We start from the raw sequence: 16,243 nt of genomic DNA, 5'->3' as shown, positions 1-16,243 counted from the left end.
GGTTCCATCACTTTTCGGGCTGCACCGTCACCTTCGCCGCCGCCTCGGGCCCCTCGGCCAGCAGGACCCGCAGACCGGCCTCGTCGAGGATCGGCACGCCGAGCTTCACGGCCTTGTCGAACTTGGAACCCGCGTTCTCCCCGACCACCACGAAGGAGGTCTTCTTCGACACCGACGCCGAGACCTTGCCGCCTCGGGCGGCCAGTGCCTCACCGGCCTCGTCGCGGGTGAAGTCGGCGAGCGTGCCGGTCACCACGAAGGTCAGCCCGGCCAGGGTCTGCGGAAGCTGCTCGGCCGGCGGGTCGTCGACCATCCGGACCCCGGCGCCCGCCCAGCGCTCGACGATCTCCCGGTGCCAGTCGACCTCGAACCAGTCGCGGATCGCCGCGGCCACTCGCGGGCCGACGCCCTCGACCGCGGCGAGCTCCTCCTCGGAGGCCTTCGCGATCGCGTGGATGGAACCGAACTCCGCGGCGATCGCCTGGGCGGTCGGGGGGCCGACATGCCGGATGGAGAGCGCGACGAGCACCCGCCAGACCGGCTGGCCCTTGGCCTTCTCCAGCTGCTCCAGCATCTTCTCGGCGTTCTTGCTCGGCTCGCCGCTCTGGTTGGCGAAGAAGGTGACGACCTTCTGCTCGCCGCTCTCCGGATCGGTCTTGGGCAGCCCGGTGTCGGGGTCGCGGACCACCGACCTGATCGGCAGCAGCCGCTCGATCGTCAGATCGAACAGGTCGGCCTCGGTGCGGACCGGCGGCTCCTGCGGCGGCAGCGGCTGGGTCAGCGCGGTGGCCGCCACGTAGCCCAGCCCCTCGATGTCGAAGGCCCTGCGACCGGCCGCGAAGAAGATGCGCTCGCGGAGCTGGGCGGGACAGGCCCTGGTGTTGGGGCAGCGCAGGTCGGCGTCGCCCTCGTTCTCGTACGCCAGCTCGGTGTCGCACTCCGGACAGCGCTCCGGCATCGTGAACGCCCGCTCGGTGCCGTCGCGCAGGTCGACGACCGGGCCGACGATCTCGGGGATGACGTCACCCGCCTTGCGCAGCACCACGGTGTCGCCGATCAGCACACCCTTGCGCGCGACCTCGGAGGCGTTGTGCAGCGTGGCCCGCTCGACGGTGGAGCCGGCCACCACGATCGGCTCCATGACCCCGTACGGCGTGACCCTGCCGGTGCGGCCCACCGCGACCTGGATGTCGAGGAGCCTGGTGTTGACCTCCTCGGGGGGATACTTGTAGGCGATCGCCCAGCGGGGGGCCCGGCTGGTGGAGCCCAGGTTGTGCTGGAGCTCGATGCGGTTGACCTTGACCACGACGCCGTCGATCTCGTAGGCCGGGTCGTGACGGTGCTCGCTGTAGAAGCCGACGAAGTCGTTGATGCCCTCAAGGTCGTCGACGACCCGGTAGAGGTCGCTGACCGGCAGGCCGAACGCCGCGAGCCGGTCGTAGATCTCCGACTGGGTGCGGGGCGGGGCGGTCCCCTCCCACTTGCCGATCCCGTGGACGATCATGTGCAGCGGCCGCTGCGCGGTGACGCGCGGATCCTTCTGCCGCAGGGAGCCCGCCGCGGAGTTGCGCGGGTTGGCGAACGGAGCCTTGCCCGCCTCGACCAGCTGCTCGTTGAGCTTCCCGAACTCCTCGACCGGGATGTAGACCTCGCCCCTGACCTCCACCAGGTCGGGCACGTCGTCGCCGGTCAGGCGGTGCGGCACGTTGGCGATCGTGCGGACGTTGGCCGTCACGTCGTCACCGACCCGGCCGTCGCCCCTGGTGGCCCCCCTGGTCAGGCGGCCCTTCTCGTAGACCAGTGCGATCGCCAGACCGTCGATCTTCAGCTCGCACAGGTAGGGCGCGGGGTCGCGCTCGGCCAGCCGCTCGGCCCTCGCCCGCCAGGCGGCGAGATCCTCGGCGTTGAAGGCGTTGTCGAGGCTCTCCATCCGCTGCAGGTGCTCAACGGGATTGAAATCGCTGGAGATCGGCGCGCCGATCTTCTGGGTGGGGGAGTCGGGCGTGCGGAGGGACGGGCTCTCCTCCTCCAGCTCGCGCAGCTCGCGCATCCACCCGTCGTACTGGGCGTCGCTCACGGTGGGCGAGTCGAGCACGTGGTAGCGCCAGTTGGCCTCCTCGACCAGCTCGGTCAGCTCCGCGTGCCGCTCCAACGCACGCACCGGCACGCCCTCGACCTCAGCGCCCATCGCCCGCCTCTCCCCTCGTCGTCGGCCAAGCCAAACGTATCCTTGAGCACCGACAGTCCGTGCCCCTCCTTACCCCGAGTTGGCACGCCCGGCGGCCGGGATCACTCGCCGGGGTCGTCCTGCAGCACCCGGGCGGCCTTGCGGCAGGTGGCCAGGGCCGCCCTGGCGTAGGCGGGCGAGGCTCCGGCCAGGCCGCAGGCCGGGGTGAGCACCACCTGCGAGGCCAGCGTCGCGGCGGGAAAGCCGAGACGGCGCCAGAGCTCGACGGCCGGTCCGGCGACCACGCCGACATCGGGAAGCCTCGCGTCCACGCCCGGCACGACACCGAGGAACAGGGCCGTCCCCGCCTCGACGGCCTCGCCGATCGCGTCCTCGTCGCGCCTGTTCAACCGGCGGGCGTCGAGCGAGACGCCCGCCGCCCCCGCCGCGCGCAGCACCCGGAAGGGCACGTCGGGGGCGCAGCAGTGCACGACGACGAACGTCCCCGCGGGGAACACCGCGCCGAGCCGGTCCGCGGCGACCTGGCGGTCGACGGCGGTCAGCCGCCCGAAGCCCGAGGCGGTCGGCACCGTGCCCGCGAGGACGCCGGGCAGCCCCGGCTCGTCGATCTGGACCACGATCTCCGAGGCGCCGGGCACCCTGCGGCGCACGTCGGCGATGTGCGCGGCGAGCCCCTCGGTCAGGGAGTCCACCAGGTCACGCACCGCCCCCGGATCGGCGAGCGTCTTGTCGCCGTACTTGAGCTCGACCGCTCCCGCCAGCGTCCACGGGCCGCATACCTGGATCTTGAAGGGTCCCTCGTATCCCTGGGCCGCCTCTTCCAGGGCGTCGAGGTCGCGTACCAGGTGGTCTCGGGCGCGCTTGAGATCGCGGCCCGGCCGGTCGGCGAACCGCCAGCCCGAGGGCTGCACCTCCACCGGCATCTCCAGCAGCAGCGAGGCGGTGCGCCCGATCATGTCGGCGCCGACGCCTCTGGCGGGCAACTCCGGCAGATACGGCAGCGCGGGCGACTCGCCCAGGACGACCCTGACCGCCTCGGCATGGTCCTCCCCCGGATGCGACCCGATGCCGGTCGCGGTCGCCTCGCCCCACGGATATCCACTCATGCCCGCTCCTGGCCACGCTCGTCGGGGAGGTCTGAGCGATCGCTGCAGTACACGTCGACTCGCTCGCTTCGCTCATTCACATCAGCCAGCTTAGGACCGCGAGCGCCGCCTCCATCTGAGCGAGCTCTCTGCCTGACGAGGCTTGATCAAGTTGAGTAGGGTTCTGTCGGTTATTCACCCGTTTTGGGGGACGCATGGTGATCGGTCGGACACTTATCGCGGTGTCACTGCTGCTGGCGGTCACGGTCCCGGCGACTCCCGCGGGCGCGGCCGGGACGGCGGAGCCCGACAAGTGCTCGCTCAAGCAGGGCACGACGAGCATCGCGGAGTCCTGGGCCCAGCGGCGGCTCAACCTACCCGAGGTGTGGCGGCTGACCCAGGGGGCCGGGGTGACCGTCGCGGTCGTCGACAGCGGCCTGGACACCAGACACCCCCAGCTGACGCGGGGCATCGTGGAGGACGTCACCAGCACCGGGGGACGCGACTGCCTCGGCCACGGCACGGAGGTGGCGGGCATCGTCGCCGCGGCCCGGATGAGAGGGGTCCCCTTCGCCGGGGTGGCACCGGAGGCGAAGTTGATCTCCGTCAAACACACCAATGACGGCAAGGGACAGGTGGCCATGCTGGCGCTGGCCATCGTGAAGGCCGTCGAGCTCGGCGCCGGTGTGATCAACGTGTCGGCCCAGGCCAGCGACCATCCCGACCTGCGCAACGCGGTCGCCTACGCGCTGGCCAAGAACGTGGTGGTGGTCGCCGCGGCCGGCAACATCGACAAGGAGGACGGCTCTCCGGCTCGCGCCTACCCGGCCTCCTACCCCGGGGTCCTGTCCGTCGGTTCCGCCGGCCCCAACGGGAAGAGGGCCGACTCCTCCAACCCGGTCACGCCCATCAACGTGCTGGCACCGGGCACCGGAGTCACCTCCACCTGGCCCGGCCAGGCCTACCAGGAGAACCTGGAGGGCACCAGCTACGCCACGGCGTACGTGACCGGGGTCGTCGCGCTGGTCCGCGCCCGCTATCCGAAGCTGACCTACGAAGAGGTGGGGCGGCGCATCACCTTGACCGCCGACGGCGGCTCCGGGAGCGGGACCGGCGAAGGAATGGTCAACCCGCTGCTGGCCGTCTCGGCGATCCTGCCCTCGGAGGCGGTGGCACTCGCGCCGGCGGAGCCCGCTCCCCTGCCACTTGACGCGATAGTGCACGCCCCGCCGGAGGACACCCAGAGCATCTCGGTCGCGACGTGGGTCGCCTTGCTCTCGCTCGGCGGAGTCGTGCTGGTCACTCTGGGGAGCATCGCGATTCCGTTGGGACGCCGTCGCAGGTGGCGGGCGGGCCCCTTGGAGAACGGGTCATGAAAGTGATGCGAAATCAGTGAACTACAAGGCCGATATTTGCTTTGATAGTCGTAGATCACCACATTAAGCGTTTTATCATTATTTGAGGTGGAAGGAATGCAATGGGGGATTTGAATCCGTTACTGCCAGAGGATCCAGAACGCGTAGGCGTTCACATCCTCGTCGGGCGACTCGGCCAGGACCCCCAGCAGACCGTCTACCTGGGCCACCTCCCCGATGACGACACCCTCCGCGTCATCCGCCTGCTCACCCCCCACCCCGGAGCCGACCCCCAAACCCGCGAGCAGATCACCAACACCCTGTACGCCGCCAAACGCGTCTCCGGCGCCCACACCGTCAAACTCATCGAAGCCGGCTGGTCCGACGATCGCCCCTACATCGTGCGCGAACACGCCGAAGGCCACTCCCTGCGCCAGACCGTCACCACCGACGGCCCCCTGAACGGCGACGCACTCGAACGACTGGCCGTCAGCACCCTCACCGCGCTCACCGCCATCCACCTGGCCGGACTCACCCACGGCTCCCTCAGCCCCGACACCGTCATCCTCGGCCCCGACGGACCCCGCGTCTGCGACATCGGCCTCGGCATCACCGCCCCCGAACCCGACTACCGCGCCCCCGAGACCCTCAACGCGGAAACAGAACCCTCCCCGAACACCCCACCCCAACCCGGCAGACCCGCCGACCTCTTCTCCTGGGCCACCACCATCGTCTACGCCGCCACCGGGCAACCACCCTTCGGCGGGGAGATCGACAGGGTACTGAAAGGCCCGGCCAACCTCGGCGGCCTCACCCCAGAACTCGTCGCCCTCCTCACCGCCTGCCTCGACAAACACCCCTACGAACGCCCCGACACCAAGGCCGCCATGCTCCGCCTACTCGGCGAGGAACCGGCGATCCGGATCACCGGGGACGTCGGGTGGCAGGAGGAGGGGCTGCCGGCCCTACCGCAGCAGCCCGGCGTCACCGCCTCGCAGCCGGTGCCGCCGTCCGGCTGGGGCGTGCCGCCGCTCCCGCGGAGCGCGGCTTCCGCACCGCAGGGGCCGGTCGTGCTCCAGGCGGCCGCTGAGACCAGGAAACGGCAGAAGACCGGCGGCTTCTCCATCATGCTGGCCGCCTGCGTCGGCGTGGTCGCCCTGCTGTCCGGACTCGGACTGTGGGCCGCCGGGAGATACACCTCCCTCGACGCGCAACGGGCATCCGCCGACGGAGCGGCCCCCCAGGCGAGCCTGAGTCCCTTCGACCAGTCCTGGGCGAAGGAACAGAACCTCTGGGAGAACCCGGCGGACACCGGCAAGGTGGCCGTGCCCTGGGGCACCACGACGGACCCGCAGACCCCTGACGTCGAGCCGCTGCGGCTGAGCACCGAGGTCCCGACGATCTCGCCGCCGGTCCCGTCGACGACGTCGTTCGTCACCTCGCCGCAGATCCCGGCGACCACCGCTCCGGCGGTGCCGACCACCACCGGCGCGCCGTCCACTCCGACACCGACGGCCGAGCCGACGCCGACGGCCGAGCCGACACCGGCCCCGACGGCCACGCCCACGCCGAGCGAACCGCCGACCCCGACCCCGACCCCGACCCCGAGTGAGTCCGCCACACCGAGCGTGACCCCGAGCGCGACTCCCACCCCGACCGCCACCCCCACGCCGCCGAGCAAGCCCACGGTCAAGCCGACTCCGGCACCGTCTCCGCCGGCCGCTTCGCCCTCCGTCGAACCTTCATCGCAGCCGTCCTCACCACCGCCTGCGGCTTCGCGTCCCAACCCCTACACCCCGCAGCAGGTCTGCGGATCGGGCTACTACGTGCAGCGCTCCGACTCCTTCAGCGGCGGAACCACCTACCAGCTCTACAACGCCTCCGCCGGCTCCAACTGCGTGGTCACCATGAAAAGCGCGAATGTGGGCACCGCCACCTCCATCTGGGCCACCCTGGAGGTCCAGGGCGGCGGAAGCAGGACCGACCGGGGCAACTACGAGTACTACGCCGGACCGGTCATCCTCTCCGCCAAGGGCAAGTGCGTCCGCTTCAGCGGCGGTGGACCGGGCGGCAGCACAGGCGCCGACTGGGCCAACTGCGGATGACACCCTCGATCCGGAGCGGTCAGGTCCCACCTGGCCTGGATCGGGAGGCGTACCGGAGTTGACCGCGCCCCGTCGCCGGAAGGCCACCTCCCTCGTACGGGGAGGTGGCCTTCTCCGTTGTCCGGACATTCTTGCTGAGGGGTGAGCAGGGATCGCAACCGATTCGAATCGGAACTGCCATCTGAAACCAGCCATCCCAATGGGATGGGTTTGGTTATATGTTGCTTGATCGTCCGGTAGTAACACTTGTTCGGTAGTTGAGGTGGAAGGAATGCAATGGGGGATTTGAATCCGTTACTGCCAGAGGATCCAGAACGCGTAGGCGTTCACATCCTCGTCGGGCGACTCGGCCAGGACCCCCAGCAGACCGTCTACCTGGGCCACCTCCCCGATGACGACACCCTCCGCGTCATCCGCCTGCTCACCCCCCACCCCGGAGCCGACCCCCAAACCCGCGAGCAGATCACCAACACCCTGTACGCCGCCAAACGCGTCTCCGGCGCCCACACCGTCAAACTCATCGAAGCCGGCTGGTCCGACGATCGCCCCTACATCGTGCGCGAACACGCCGAAGGCCACTCCCTGCGCCAGACCGTCACCACCGACGGCCCCCTGAACGGCGACGCACTCGAACGACTGGCCGTCAGCACCCTCACCGCGCTCACCGCCATCCACCTGGCCGGACTCACCCACGGCTCCCTCAGCCCCGACACCGTCATCCTCGGCCCCGACGGACCCCGCGTCTGCGACATCGGCCTCGGCATCACCGCCCCCGAACCCGACTACCGCGCCCCCGAGACCCTCAACGCGGAAACAGAACCCTCCCCGAACACCCCACCCCAACCCGGCAGACCCGCCGACCTCTTCTCCTGGGCCACCACCATCGTCTACGCCGCCACCGGGCAACCACCCTTCGGCGGGGAGATCGACAGGGTACTGAAAGGCCCGGCCAACCTCGGCGGCCTCACCCCAGAACTCGTCGCCCTCCTCACCGCCTGCCTCGACAAACACCCCTACGAACGCCCCGACACCAAAGCCGCCATGCTCCGCCTACTCGGCCAGGAGTCGGCGGCCCTCACCCCCGACGAGGGCGACCGTACGGCCGACTCCGGGCCGGAGCGGAACTCCCCGGACGGAGCCGTTCCCGCGGCCGTAGCGGACGCACCGGCGCGGCCGCGCTGGGGGCCACCGGTACTCCCGGGAAGCACGCCTCCGGCGGGCGCGGTCGCGCCGCCCGATGCCGCGCCCATCCGGGAACGGCAGAAGGCCGGTGGCTTTCCCCTCATACTGGCCGCCTGCGTCGGCGTGGTCGCCCTGCTGTCCGGACTCGGACTGTGGGCCGTCGAAAGCTACACCTCTCTTGGCCCCATGGGACGAACGGCCGCCGGGGGAGAGGTTTCCAATGTCCTCTCAGCGTCGCCGGGCCAGGGACGTGGCCTGCCGCCGGGAGACGGGCAGGGCGGCGAGGACATGTCGGCGGGCAAGGTGACCGTCCCCTGGGGGACCACGACGGAGCCGCAGGTCCCGGACGTCAGACCGCTGCGGCTGAACATTGAGGACCCGGCGGCGACGTCCCCTGCCCCGGCACCGACCTCGCCCGTCACCCCACCGTCGATTCCGTTGCCGGCGCTCCCGGCCACCACCGCGCCGGCGGCCCCGCGGAAAGCCGACCCCAAGGCACCGCCCACGGCCAGACCCAAGAAAACATCCGGGAACACCCGGGCCGCCAAGCCGACCGCCGAACCGACCGCCAAACCGGCGCCCAGACCCACAACGACGACGCGGAAGGCGAGCCCGACACAGAAGCCTTCGCAGACACCGACATCGACCAAACCCTCACAAGAACCGACATCAGCCAAACCCTCACAAGAACCGACCAAACCCTCGCAGGCACCGACATCAACCAAACCCTCACAACCCGCTAAGGCCGCGCAGACGACCGCCCCCGCGCCGAAGTCGACCCCGCCGGCTTCGCGTCCCAACCCCTACACCCCGCAGCAGGTCTGCGGATCGGGCTACTACGTGCAGCGCTCCGACTCCTTCAGCGGCGGAACCACCTACCAGCTCTACAACGCCTCCGCCGGCTCCAACTGCGTGGTCACCATGAAAAGCGCGAATGTGGGCACCGCCACCTCCATCTGGGCCACCCTGGAGGTCCAGGGCGGCGGAAGCAGGACCGACCGGGGCAACTACGAGTACTACGCCGGACCGGTCATCCTCTCCGCCAAGGGCAAGTGCGTCCGCTTCAGCGGCGGTGGACCGGGCGGCAGCACAGGCGCCGACTGGGCCAACTGCGGATGACATCCGGGGGACGGCCGATTCCTCGGCCGTCCCCCGGGTCCATTCCGGCTCTCGGCCGGGAGCCTCCGCTCGGCGGGCTCAGCCCCGGCTGGTCAGGCCTCCTCGGTCAACGATCGTCCCGTGATGTTTCCCGTCACTCCGTCTCGACCGATCCACGCGCTCGTCTTGCCTGTTCAACAGGCTTTCGATGATCGGAGACTTGGCGGACGGCCGCCGTTCGCCCCGTGCTCCCACGAGGCCGTTCGGTGATCACGCTTCTATGCTGTGGACTACCGCGCACCCGGCGAGGCGGAGGTGTAATGCAGACCCGTCGCGATCTTTACCAGGCGTACAAGCTGATGACCCAGCGCCTGGGAATGGCCCTCCTACAGGGCGAACCAGACCTTCCCGAGTCGCCGATGCGCAGGCACAACGTGGCGATGTTCGGCAGCGTGCTGGTCGCAGTGCTGGTGACGGCCGTCTTCGGCGTGCTGGGACTACTGAGTCCCGGCAACGGTACCGGGCTCACCGATCCAGGGGTCGTGATCATAGAGGAGGAATCAGGCGCGATCTTCATCTACAGCGCCCCACAGGGGAAGATGATCCCCGTCGACAACATGACCTCCGCCCGGTTGCTGCTGGGCGAGTCGGAGGTGAAGGTCAACTCGGTCACCGCGGCTTCGCTCGCACAGTTCCAGCGCGGCGTACTGGTGGGCATTCCGGGTGCGCCCAAGTCCCTGCCCGCCCACGACAACCTGGTCCGCACCCCCTGGTCGGCCTGCGTGCTGGAGGCCGCGGACACCAACGGTGAGCGCAAGCCGTACACCACGCTGATCGGCGGCCTCGACGTGGGCGGCGGGCCGATCGAGCCGGGCGCGGGCATCCTGGTCGAAGAAGGGGGGCAGGCCTGGCTGCTCTGGTCGAACCAGCGGATGCGCGTACCGGCCAAGAGCATGCGGGCGCTGTCCCAGGAAAAGCCCCGCCAGGTCCCCGCCGCATGGCTCAACGCGCTGCCCGTCGGGCCCGACTTCCAGAGCCCGTCCATCCAGGGCCTCGGCCGCACGGTGCGTGGCCCCGACGGCAGGAAGTCCGCGGTCGGCATGGTGTTCAAGGTGCCATCGGTGACCGAAGGACCCCCGAAGTGGTACGTCCTGCTCGCCGACGGGCTGGCGGACCTCACCCCCGCCCAGGCCGCCCTGCTGCTGGAGGATCCCGCCATCAAGCAGGCGTACGGCCGGAAACAGCCCCTGCCCGCCGACATGGCTCCCGCGATCGCGAACGGGATGAAGGAGTCGAAGACCCAGCTGGGCGTAAGCGGGCTTCCCACGACCATGCCGAAGATCATCCCGTCGCCCTCGGCGAGCCCGCTCTGCGCCGTCTATCCCGACACCGAACGCGGTTCGACCCAGGCGGTCCTGACGGTGGGCAGCACGATGCGGATTCCCCCACCCCCGAAGGGGTGGTTCAATCAGGACGTGGTGGATCAGGTGGTGCTCCCCCCGGGGCGCGGCGCCCTGGTGGGACTGCTGCCGGGAAACGGCAGGCTGGACGCGGTCGGGCCGCTCTTCCTGATCGGCGATCAGGGGCGGCGGCACTCCCTGCCGTCCTCGGAGGCGCTGACGAGCCTCGGCTACACCCTTGCGGAGGTCGCTCCGCTCCCGGCACACCTGGTGAAGCTGATCCCGGAGGGGCCGACGCTCGACGCCGCGGCCGCGAGCACGCCCATACAGGTCAGCAGACCGGCACCGGCCCGCTCTCAGGGATAGTCGCGGTGCGGCCGGGCGGAGCGTCACGGACCGTCCGACCCACGTGTCCGGCGCTCACGTCCGGCCTCGGCCCGGAGAGGGCGCGAGCACCGGACGCGCGGGCCGGACGGCCTCCGCTCAGCCGCGGTCCGGCCGCCCGGCTCCCCCCATGCGCTCCTCCATGGAGCGGGCGAAGGAGTCGTAGGCCTGTGTCAGCTGCTGCTCCGTCTTGGTGAAGTCGAACGGCTCCCGCGGGAGCTGCATGTCCTCTCCCAGCGCCCCGCCCAGCAGCTCACGTGCCTGGCGCTCGCCGTCCTCCTGGGACTCGCGAAACGCCTTCGTCAGCTCGTCGGCGAGGGCATGGCTGTCCAGGCGCATCACACGCGGGTTGAGTTCGATCTTCTCCAGATGGCCGGATCCGTTGGTGATCACACTGATCAGGCCGTCCGCGCCCGTTCCCGTGCCGCGGATCCCCTCAAGCTCCCCCTGGACGTTGGCAAGACGCTCCATCGCCTTCTCGGCTTCCCTGCCGATTCTTTCCAGGTCTTCCAGGTCGAAATTATCGGGATCAAATATCATACACCCTCCATCGAACCCTGTGTGATCAAAAATAACCCAAACCGCTCCTGACACGGAAGAAATTAACCGATACCGTCCTGTCAGTGCTAACGGCACACCATGAGCCGGTAACACCTGGCTTGACGTCGAGCGTGATACGGACCGGAGGAGAGTCAGGACATGGCCCAGGACAAGTACGTCACCTCCTCCAGCATCGGGAACATCCAGCGGAACCTCGGCGAGAAAGTGATACCGGGCCTCAGGGAGCTCAAAAGTGACATCGACTCCACCGATGTGGGCTTTCCCGGATTCGGGCTGATCGGCGCGCTGACGGGCAGCAAGTACAGCCAGACGCAGGACGACATCAAGAACATGGTCGAGGACGCCATCACCTCCGTCGAGGCCTGGATCGCCGCCCTGGAGACCATCAAGAAGAACTGGCGTGCCGCAGAGGACGCCAGCACCGTCGTCTACAGGTGACAACCGAGAAGAGGAGGGGAAGGCATGACCTTCGCCCTGGCCACGGTGGCTCTCGACAGGCTCAAGGCCGCCGCCAAGCTGGACCCTCGACTCTGGTTCGCGATAGCCGTCGTCACCCCGGCACTGGCCAACGTCCCGGGCATGGGTGACGCCAAGGCGAACTGGAACGGCCTCGCCAAGGACCTTGAGGTGAAGTACCCCAACATGGTCGGCAACGCGGTCTTCCTGTCCCGTGGAAACTGGATCGCCGAAGACGCGGAGGCCTTCCTGCACGCGACCGCGGTGTTCAGCGGCGAACTGCAGAGGCTCAGCGGCATCTGTTACAACGTGGAAGGCCAGCTCGACAAGGTGCGCGGCGCCTACTACGACTATTGGCTGGGAGTCGTCAAGATCGCCGGCGTGGCCCTTCTCTTCGCCCTGACCACCAGCGCACTGAGACTCACGCCGTGGGGGCTCAAGGCGCAGGAGTTGATGACCAAGCTCGCCATCACCGAGCAGGTGCTTCTCGCCAAGATGACGGGGCTTCTCCTGACCCACCTCCAGCTGTCGGGCGACACCCTGGTCACCCTTCTCAAGTCGATGGGCGATCTGTTCAACATCAAGCCGACCGGCGGTCTCAAGATCGACTTCCAGCAGGCCGTGATCGACACGAAGCCTCCCTCCCAGTGGGTGGCCCCCAAGCGCGACATCCCCGCGCCGTACCAGGCCCCCCCGGCCACCACCTGACCTCGGCGGCCACGGCCCGCGCGCCCGCCGGCCCCGCACGACAGGGGGAAGGCGGGCGGCGGCGGCTTACCGCGGCACGGTGCCCACGGGGTCGGCCGCGACGGTGCCCGGCCCGCCCGGACGGTCTGCGGACCGGCCAGGCCCCCGCCCCCGGCGGCGGCTACCAGCCGAACTCGGGGAGAAGTGAAGGTTGCTCCGTCTTGGGCATTTCGGGGGTAGGAGGAGTCAGCCCTCCTGTGGTCGAGTCGTACTTGAGGGCCTGGGTGAAGCTGGGCGTCTCTCCCTGGATGGCCTGCACGCCGGGCAGTTTCTGAGTCTGCTGCTGGACGAGAATGGCCACGGCGGTGAGAATCGCGGTGAACTTCCAAACTCCCTTACGAAGGGTGCTCACCAGCCCTGTCGCGAATTTCGAAAGACTGGCCACGATTTCTACCGCCGTAGCCTCTGCGGGCAGTGCGGCAACGGCACTGGAGCGAGCGGACATAACATAGGTCGCCAATCCCATCAGAATCGTTGCCAAGGACAGGCAGACCACGGCACCCACATAGAAGAGCGATGCCGCCGAGTCAAGGCTGTCTCCCATACCTTTACGGCGATCATCAAGTAACGCCAGCTCTTGGTCGAACTTATTGAAGTTCTCCATGAATGTGTTGTAGGACTGGCCCGCCCACTCCTGGTTGCTGCCGACCGCCTTCGCCAGTTTCCCCAGCTCCTGACGGATAAAAGCGATATCGCCGTCCGCCACGTTATCCGGTGCGGCCATCGGAGGGTGCCATTCCCTGGTCTCGGTTGTGAAGAGGGACGAAGAAGGAGCAAAGAGCGGCGTGACGCCGACGGGTGACTTTTCGCGCCACTGCGCCGCGGCTCTCTCCATCTCGGCCGGGTCGGAGACCATCGTTCCCATGATCACCACGAGGGGCCGCGCGTATGGCATGACGACCGACGCCCTTGTGGCCAGGGCGATTGCAGATCCGTACATGACAGAACCATCGACGTGCATTATTACGACAACCCGCCCTACTCGATCACAGAAGGCGCGACGTCACCGTCGCCGCCCCAGATGTCCTCTTCCACAGCGAGCCATGTGGAGCGTTCACGGTCCTTGTCGCCTTCGCCGCCCACCCCTCCGGCCATGGGGGCCATCGGCATCATGGGCATGCCGCTGGAACCCAGGCCCCGTCCCAGGCCGGCGCCCTGACCGGTGAGGCCGCCGGCGTTCGCGCCCCCGGCGGCACCTCCCGCATAGGTGCCTCCGCCCGTGCCGCTCCCTCCGTCGAGGCCCCGCTGTCCCGCGGACAGACCTTCCAGTCCGGGCGACCGGAGATCCGTCGTTCCCGGCATTCTGGGTGTGTTGGACAGAGCATCCGCCACGGCCGTCTTCGGGTCGTACCCGGCGAGCTGAGTTCTGAGCGGGTCCTCCAACGTGCCGGTACCCGGCCTGTTCTGGTCGAGACCGTTCAGATCAGGCGGATTGACGTTGCCCGCCGCCCCCGTCCCGTCCTGGCCCTGACCGAGGCCAGGGGTCTCGGGGAGGTCGTCGATCCCGGGGGGCTTAGAAAGGTCGTCGATCCCGGGGGTCTCGGGAAGGTCGCCGGAGCCGGGGAGCTCGTTGTCGAGACCTCCCAGCTCGGGGTCGAACGAGGGGGTCTCGCCGGCCCCCAGGCCACCCAGTTTCGACGGGTCGAACGAGGGACCGCCCCCGCCGGGCGGGGTTTCCTCCGGATCCCCGCCGCCCTCTCCGGCCTTTTCGGCTTCTTTGGCGTTCTTCGCGGCGCTGGAGAGCGCCACTTTCCAGGACTCCAACACCTCTCTGGCCTTTTCCAGGGCATCGGCGGCACCGTCACGCACCTGATCGTGCACCACATTCAGACCTCCACCGATGACGCCGAAGGTGAGCATGTGCATATTGATGGCCTTGGTCTTGCCGCTGAGATCCGTCATGAACCCGGCACGTTTCCCCATGCTGTCGCCCAGGCCCTGGACCTTGTCATGGTTCATCTTGAACTCGGAGTCCATAAGACGCGGGTCGACGACGCCGGGTTTCGTCGTGCTCTGGGTCGGAAAACCCCCGGGAAAGCCGTAGGGATTATTTCCAGAGGAAGCGGAAGAGTCAGCCACAAGGACCTCCACCACGGGAATGAGCCCCGTGAAAGCTGATCGCGTCGACCACGCAGACTACGTCAGTTGTTCGGCCTCCGTACAGGGCGATCCCCCACCAGCCACTTCGTAAGGGAACATCCATGCAGAAGATGGATCTCCCTCCTCGGCCACCGGTGCGATCGTCACCCTCGCCGCGACATCCCTCCGATTAAACGGGCGACCTCAATACGGACTTTAGTTCACATTTCCGACATAAACCCCGAACATCAATGATAGCTGCAGTTCCTAGCGAGCTGCACATATACTAAATATATATACAATTGCAATCAAATATTAACTTGATCACCCGTGGGCGGTGTGACGCTTGATCGCTAGTGTGGTTCTCTGTCGTCATTGCCTGACCGTCCAAGGGCGGGCGAGTGCGAGCAGATCACGTGGAGGTGACCGTGGCGCAGCAGGCACAGGTAAAAGAGCAAGATCTCCAGGACGCCATCAACTGGATCGGAGACGCCGCGGAGAGAATCCGCGCCATCCAGAGGAACCTGGACACGGCGGGCGCCGAGCTGCGCGTCAACTGGCAGGGCCAGTCACATCACGCCTTCAACAAGGTCCACCTGCTCTGGCACGACCGCATCGACGTCATCCTGGAGAGTCTCCAGAACCTCGCACGGAGCATCCAGGCCAACAACAAGAACTACAGGGCGTTCAACGAGGCGGCGACAGCCGAGATCAGCAAGCTCGAAGGCCTCATCAACGCCGCCGCGCCGGCCAGCTTCAACAGGTAAGTCCTCTCAACCTGCCCTTCGAGAACGAACGGAGACCGTGATGGATGACTTCGACGTCACCAAGGTCAACTTCAGCGGGCTGGACCTGGGCGAAAGCGCCTTCCAGTCGGCCTTCAACAGCCTGGTCGGCGAGCTCGAAGACCTGGAGACCAAGCTCAACCAGAAGACCGCGATCTGGGAGGGCGGCGCGCGGGAGGCGTACAACGTCACTCGGGCGACCTGGCAGACCGAGGCGAAGGGGCTGGCCGACATCGTGTCGATGATGGCCAAGAACATCAACATCACCAGGATGAACATGCAGGACGTTGAGCGGATCAACACCGCCATGTTCGACGGCAGGTGATCGAAGGCACACCTGTGCAGCCCTCTCGGCCACTAGAGGGTGTGAGACGTGACCGTGAACGGGGTGTTTGCGAATGGGTCGCGACGGTGGAGTCGAAGTCAGTCACCAGGCCGTCAACAACGCCAAGGCGGACCTCGAAGAAGTGCTCAAGCTGTTGAATCCCGGCTGGGACAAGGGCACGGAGACACCCGCCTTCCCCGAGGGCGGCGCCGTCCGGCAACTGAGTCACGATTCCGAGGCGGTCGGTGGCTTCTGGCCTGCCGCGCAGGGCTACCACACGAGCTTCCGTAATGCCGATCTCGCGGTCAGCGGCGCCTACCTCGAGATCACACTTCAGCTCGAACACGCGATCACGCTGCTCAAGACGGCGGTCACGAACCTCGAAAACGCCGAAGGCGCGGGAGCGGCCCACGCCGGTCAGGCGCAGGTCTAGGTCTGGGCCTGACCGGCATGGTCCCCATGTGCGGCGGAACAGACGGCAGGTCGGCTCAAG

Annotated in this window: 14 protein-coding genes; 9 read left to right on the top strand and 5 right to left on the bottom strand. The window is 68.0% G+C overall.

All coding sequences use genetic code 11. From position 1 onward, the window contains the following. Positions 1-7: 7 nt before the first annotated feature. Together ligA and ACFQVD_RS40085 are read right to left on the bottom strand one after the other, a co-directional pair. Positions 8-2,188: an NAD-dependent DNA ligase LigA gene (gene ligA, locus ACFQVD_RS40090; protein ID WP_343970044.1), complete on the bottom strand. Its 2,181-nt coding sequence runs from the start codon at positions 2,186-2,188 to the stop codon at positions 8-10. 101 nt (positions 2,189-2,289) lie between these two features. After that, positions 2,290-3,294: a methionine synthase gene (locus ACFQVD_RS40085; protein ID WP_364158556.1), complete on the bottom strand. Its 1,005-nt coding sequence runs from the start codon at positions 3,292-3,294 to the stop codon at positions 2,290-2,292. A gap of 221 nt (positions 3,295-3,515) precedes the next feature. On the opposite strand from ACFQVD_RS40085, the gene ACFQVD_RS40080 reads away from it, so the two are divergent. From ACFQVD_RS40080 to eccB, 4 genes are all read left to right on the top strand, one after another. After that, positions 3,516-4,649 (top strand): S8 family serine peptidase, encoded by a 1,134-nt coding sequence (locus ACFQVD_RS40080; RefSeq protein ID WP_343970050.1) that lies wholly within the window; start codon positions 3,516-3,518, stop codon positions 4,647-4,649. Positions 4,650-4,750: 101 nt separating this feature from the next. Beyond that, positions 4,751-6,733: a serine/threonine protein kinase gene (locus ACFQVD_RS40075; protein WP_386273694.1), complete on the top strand. Its 1,983-nt coding sequence runs from the start codon at positions 4,751-4,753 to the stop codon at positions 6,731-6,733. A 276-nt stretch (positions 6,734-7,009) separates the two neighbouring features. Then, positions 7,010-9,034 carry a protein kinase domain-containing protein gene (locus ACFQVD_RS40070; RefSeq protein ID WP_386273692.1) on the top strand — a complete coding sequence of 675 codons (2,025 nt, stop codon included), beginning with the start codon at positions 7,010-7,012 and terminating at the stop codon, positions 9,032-9,034. A gap of 299 nt (positions 9,035-9,333) precedes the next feature. Then, complete coding sequence (eccB, locus tag ACFQVD_RS40065) at positions 9,334-10,779, top strand: type VII secretion protein EccB (protein WP_343976769.1); 1,446 nt, start codon at positions 9,334-9,336, stop codon at positions 10,777-10,779. Between the two features lie 117 nt (positions 10,780-10,896). On the opposite strand, the gene ACFQVD_RS40060 is transcribed toward eccB, so the two are convergent. Further along, complete coding sequence (locus tag ACFQVD_RS40060; protein WP_343976772.1) at positions 10,897-11,337, bottom strand: YbaB/EbfC family nucleoid-associated protein; 441 nt, start codon at positions 11,335-11,337, stop codon at positions 10,897-10,899. Positions 11,338-11,496: 159 nt separating this feature from the next. On the opposite strand from ACFQVD_RS40060, the gene ACFQVD_RS40055 reads away from it, so the two are divergent. Together ACFQVD_RS40055 and ACFQVD_RS40050 are read left to right on the top strand one after the other, a co-directional pair. Beyond that, positions 11,497-11,796 carry a hypothetical protein gene (locus tag ACFQVD_RS40055; RefSeq protein WP_343976775.1) on the top strand — a complete coding sequence of 100 codons (300 nt, stop codon included), beginning with the start codon at positions 11,497-11,499 and terminating at the stop codon, positions 11,794-11,796. A 24-nt stretch (positions 11,797-11,820) separates the two neighbouring features. Next, a complete protein-coding gene (locus ACFQVD_RS40050) occupies positions 11,821-12,522 on the top strand; it encodes a hypothetical protein (RefSeq protein ID WP_343976778.1) in 702 nt (233 codons plus the stop codon). 160 nt (positions 12,523-12,682) lie between these two features. Here ACFQVD_RS40050 and ACFQVD_RS40045 read toward each other — a convergent pair whose 3' ends face one another. Both ACFQVD_RS40045 and ACFQVD_RS40040 read right to left on the bottom strand, forming a co-directional pair. After that, positions 12,683-13,501: a hypothetical protein gene (locus ACFQVD_RS40045; RefSeq protein WP_343976781.1), complete on the bottom strand. Its 819-nt coding sequence runs from the start codon at positions 13,499-13,501 to the stop codon at positions 12,683-12,685. Positions 13,502-13,539: 38 nt separating this feature from the next. Continuing rightward, the gene (locus tag ACFQVD_RS40040; protein ID WP_343976784.1) at positions 13,540-14,520 is read right to left on the bottom strand and encodes a hypothetical protein; all 981 of its coding nucleotides are present in this window, start codon (positions 14,518-14,520) and stop codon (positions 13,540-13,542) included. Positions 14,521-15,041: 521 nt separating this feature from the next. Here ACFQVD_RS40040 and ACFQVD_RS40035 point away from each other — a divergent pair. From ACFQVD_RS40035 to ACFQVD_RS40025, 3 genes are all read left to right on the top strand, one after another. Then, complete coding sequence (locus ACFQVD_RS40035) at positions 15,042-15,407, top strand: WXG100 family type VII secretion target (RefSeq protein WP_343976787.1); 366 nt, start codon at positions 15,042-15,044, stop codon at positions 15,405-15,407. A 40-nt stretch (positions 15,408-15,447) separates the two neighbouring features. Continuing rightward, positions 15,448-15,750 carry a WXG100 family type VII secretion target gene (locus ACFQVD_RS40030; protein WP_343976790.1) on the top strand — a complete coding sequence of 101 codons (303 nt, stop codon included), beginning with the start codon at positions 15,448-15,450 and terminating at the stop codon, positions 15,748-15,750. Positions 15,751-15,823: 73 nt separating this feature from the next. After that, the gene (locus ACFQVD_RS40025; RefSeq protein ID WP_343976794.1) at positions 15,824-16,183 is read left to right on the top strand and encodes a hypothetical protein; all 360 of its coding nucleotides are present in this window, start codon (positions 15,824-15,826) and stop codon (positions 16,181-16,183) included. Positions 16,184-16,243: the final 60 nt, after the last annotated feature.

Origin of the sequence: Streptosporangium amethystogenes subsp. fukuiense (genome assembly GCF_042665875.1) — a bacterium.
In the GTDB taxonomy this organism is placed as follows: Bacteria; Actinomycetota; Actinomycetes; order Streptosporangiales; family Streptosporangiaceae; genus Streptosporangium; species Streptosporangium fukuiense.
Note: the sequence above shows the minus strand (reverse complement) of the source record. Positions and strands in the feature narration are given on the sequence as shown.

What these genes read in the sequence shown, in the direction of transcription:
- ACFQVD_RS40050 (WP_343976778.1), top strand. Translation starts at nt 11,821, where the DNA reads ATGACCTTCGCCCTGGCCACGGTGGCTCTCGACAGGCTCAAGGCCGCC.
- ligA (WP_343970044.1), bottom strand. Translation starts at nt 2,188, where the DNA reads ATGGGCGCTGAGGTCGAGGGCGTGCCGGTGCGTGCGTTGGAGCGGCAC.
- ACFQVD_RS40025 (WP_343976794.1), top strand. Translation starts at nt 15,824, where the DNA reads ATGGGTCGCGACGGTGGAGTCGAAGTCAGTCACCAGGCCGTCAACAAC.
- ACFQVD_RS40085 (WP_364158556.1), bottom strand. Translation starts at nt 3,294, where the DNA reads ATGAGTGGATATCCGTGGGGCGAGGCGACCGCGACCGGCATCGGGTCG.
- ACFQVD_RS40070 (WP_386273692.1), top strand. Translation starts at nt 7,010, where the DNA reads ATGGGGGATTTGAATCCGTTACTGCCAGAGGATCCAGAACGCGTAGGC.
- ACFQVD_RS40060 (WP_343976772.1), bottom strand. Translation starts at nt 11,337, where the DNA reads ATGATATTTGATCCCGATAATTTCGACCTGGAAGACCTGGAAAGAATC.
- ACFQVD_RS40040 (WP_343976784.1), bottom strand. Translation starts at nt 14,520, where the DNA reads ATGAACCATGACAAGGTCCAGGGCCTGGGCGACAGCATGGGGAAACGT.
- ACFQVD_RS40055 (WP_343976775.1), top strand. Translation starts at nt 11,497, where the DNA reads ATGGCCCAGGACAAGTACGTCACCTCCTCCAGCATCGGGAACATCCAG.
- ACFQVD_RS40045 (WP_343976781.1), bottom strand. Translation starts at nt 13,501, where the DNA reads ATGTACGGATCTGCAATCGCCCTGGCCACAAGGGCGTCGGTCGTCATG.
- ACFQVD_RS40030 (WP_343976790.1), top strand. Translation starts at nt 15,448, where the DNA reads ATGGATGACTTCGACGTCACCAAGGTCAACTTCAGCGGGCTGGACCTG.
- ACFQVD_RS40075 (WP_386273694.1), top strand. Translation starts at nt 4,751, where the DNA reads ATGGGGGATTTGAATCCGTTACTGCCAGAGGATCCAGAACGCGTAGGC.
- eccB (WP_343976769.1), top strand. Translation starts at nt 9,334, where the DNA reads ATGCAGACCCGTCGCGATCTTTACCAGGCGTACAAGCTGATGACCCAG.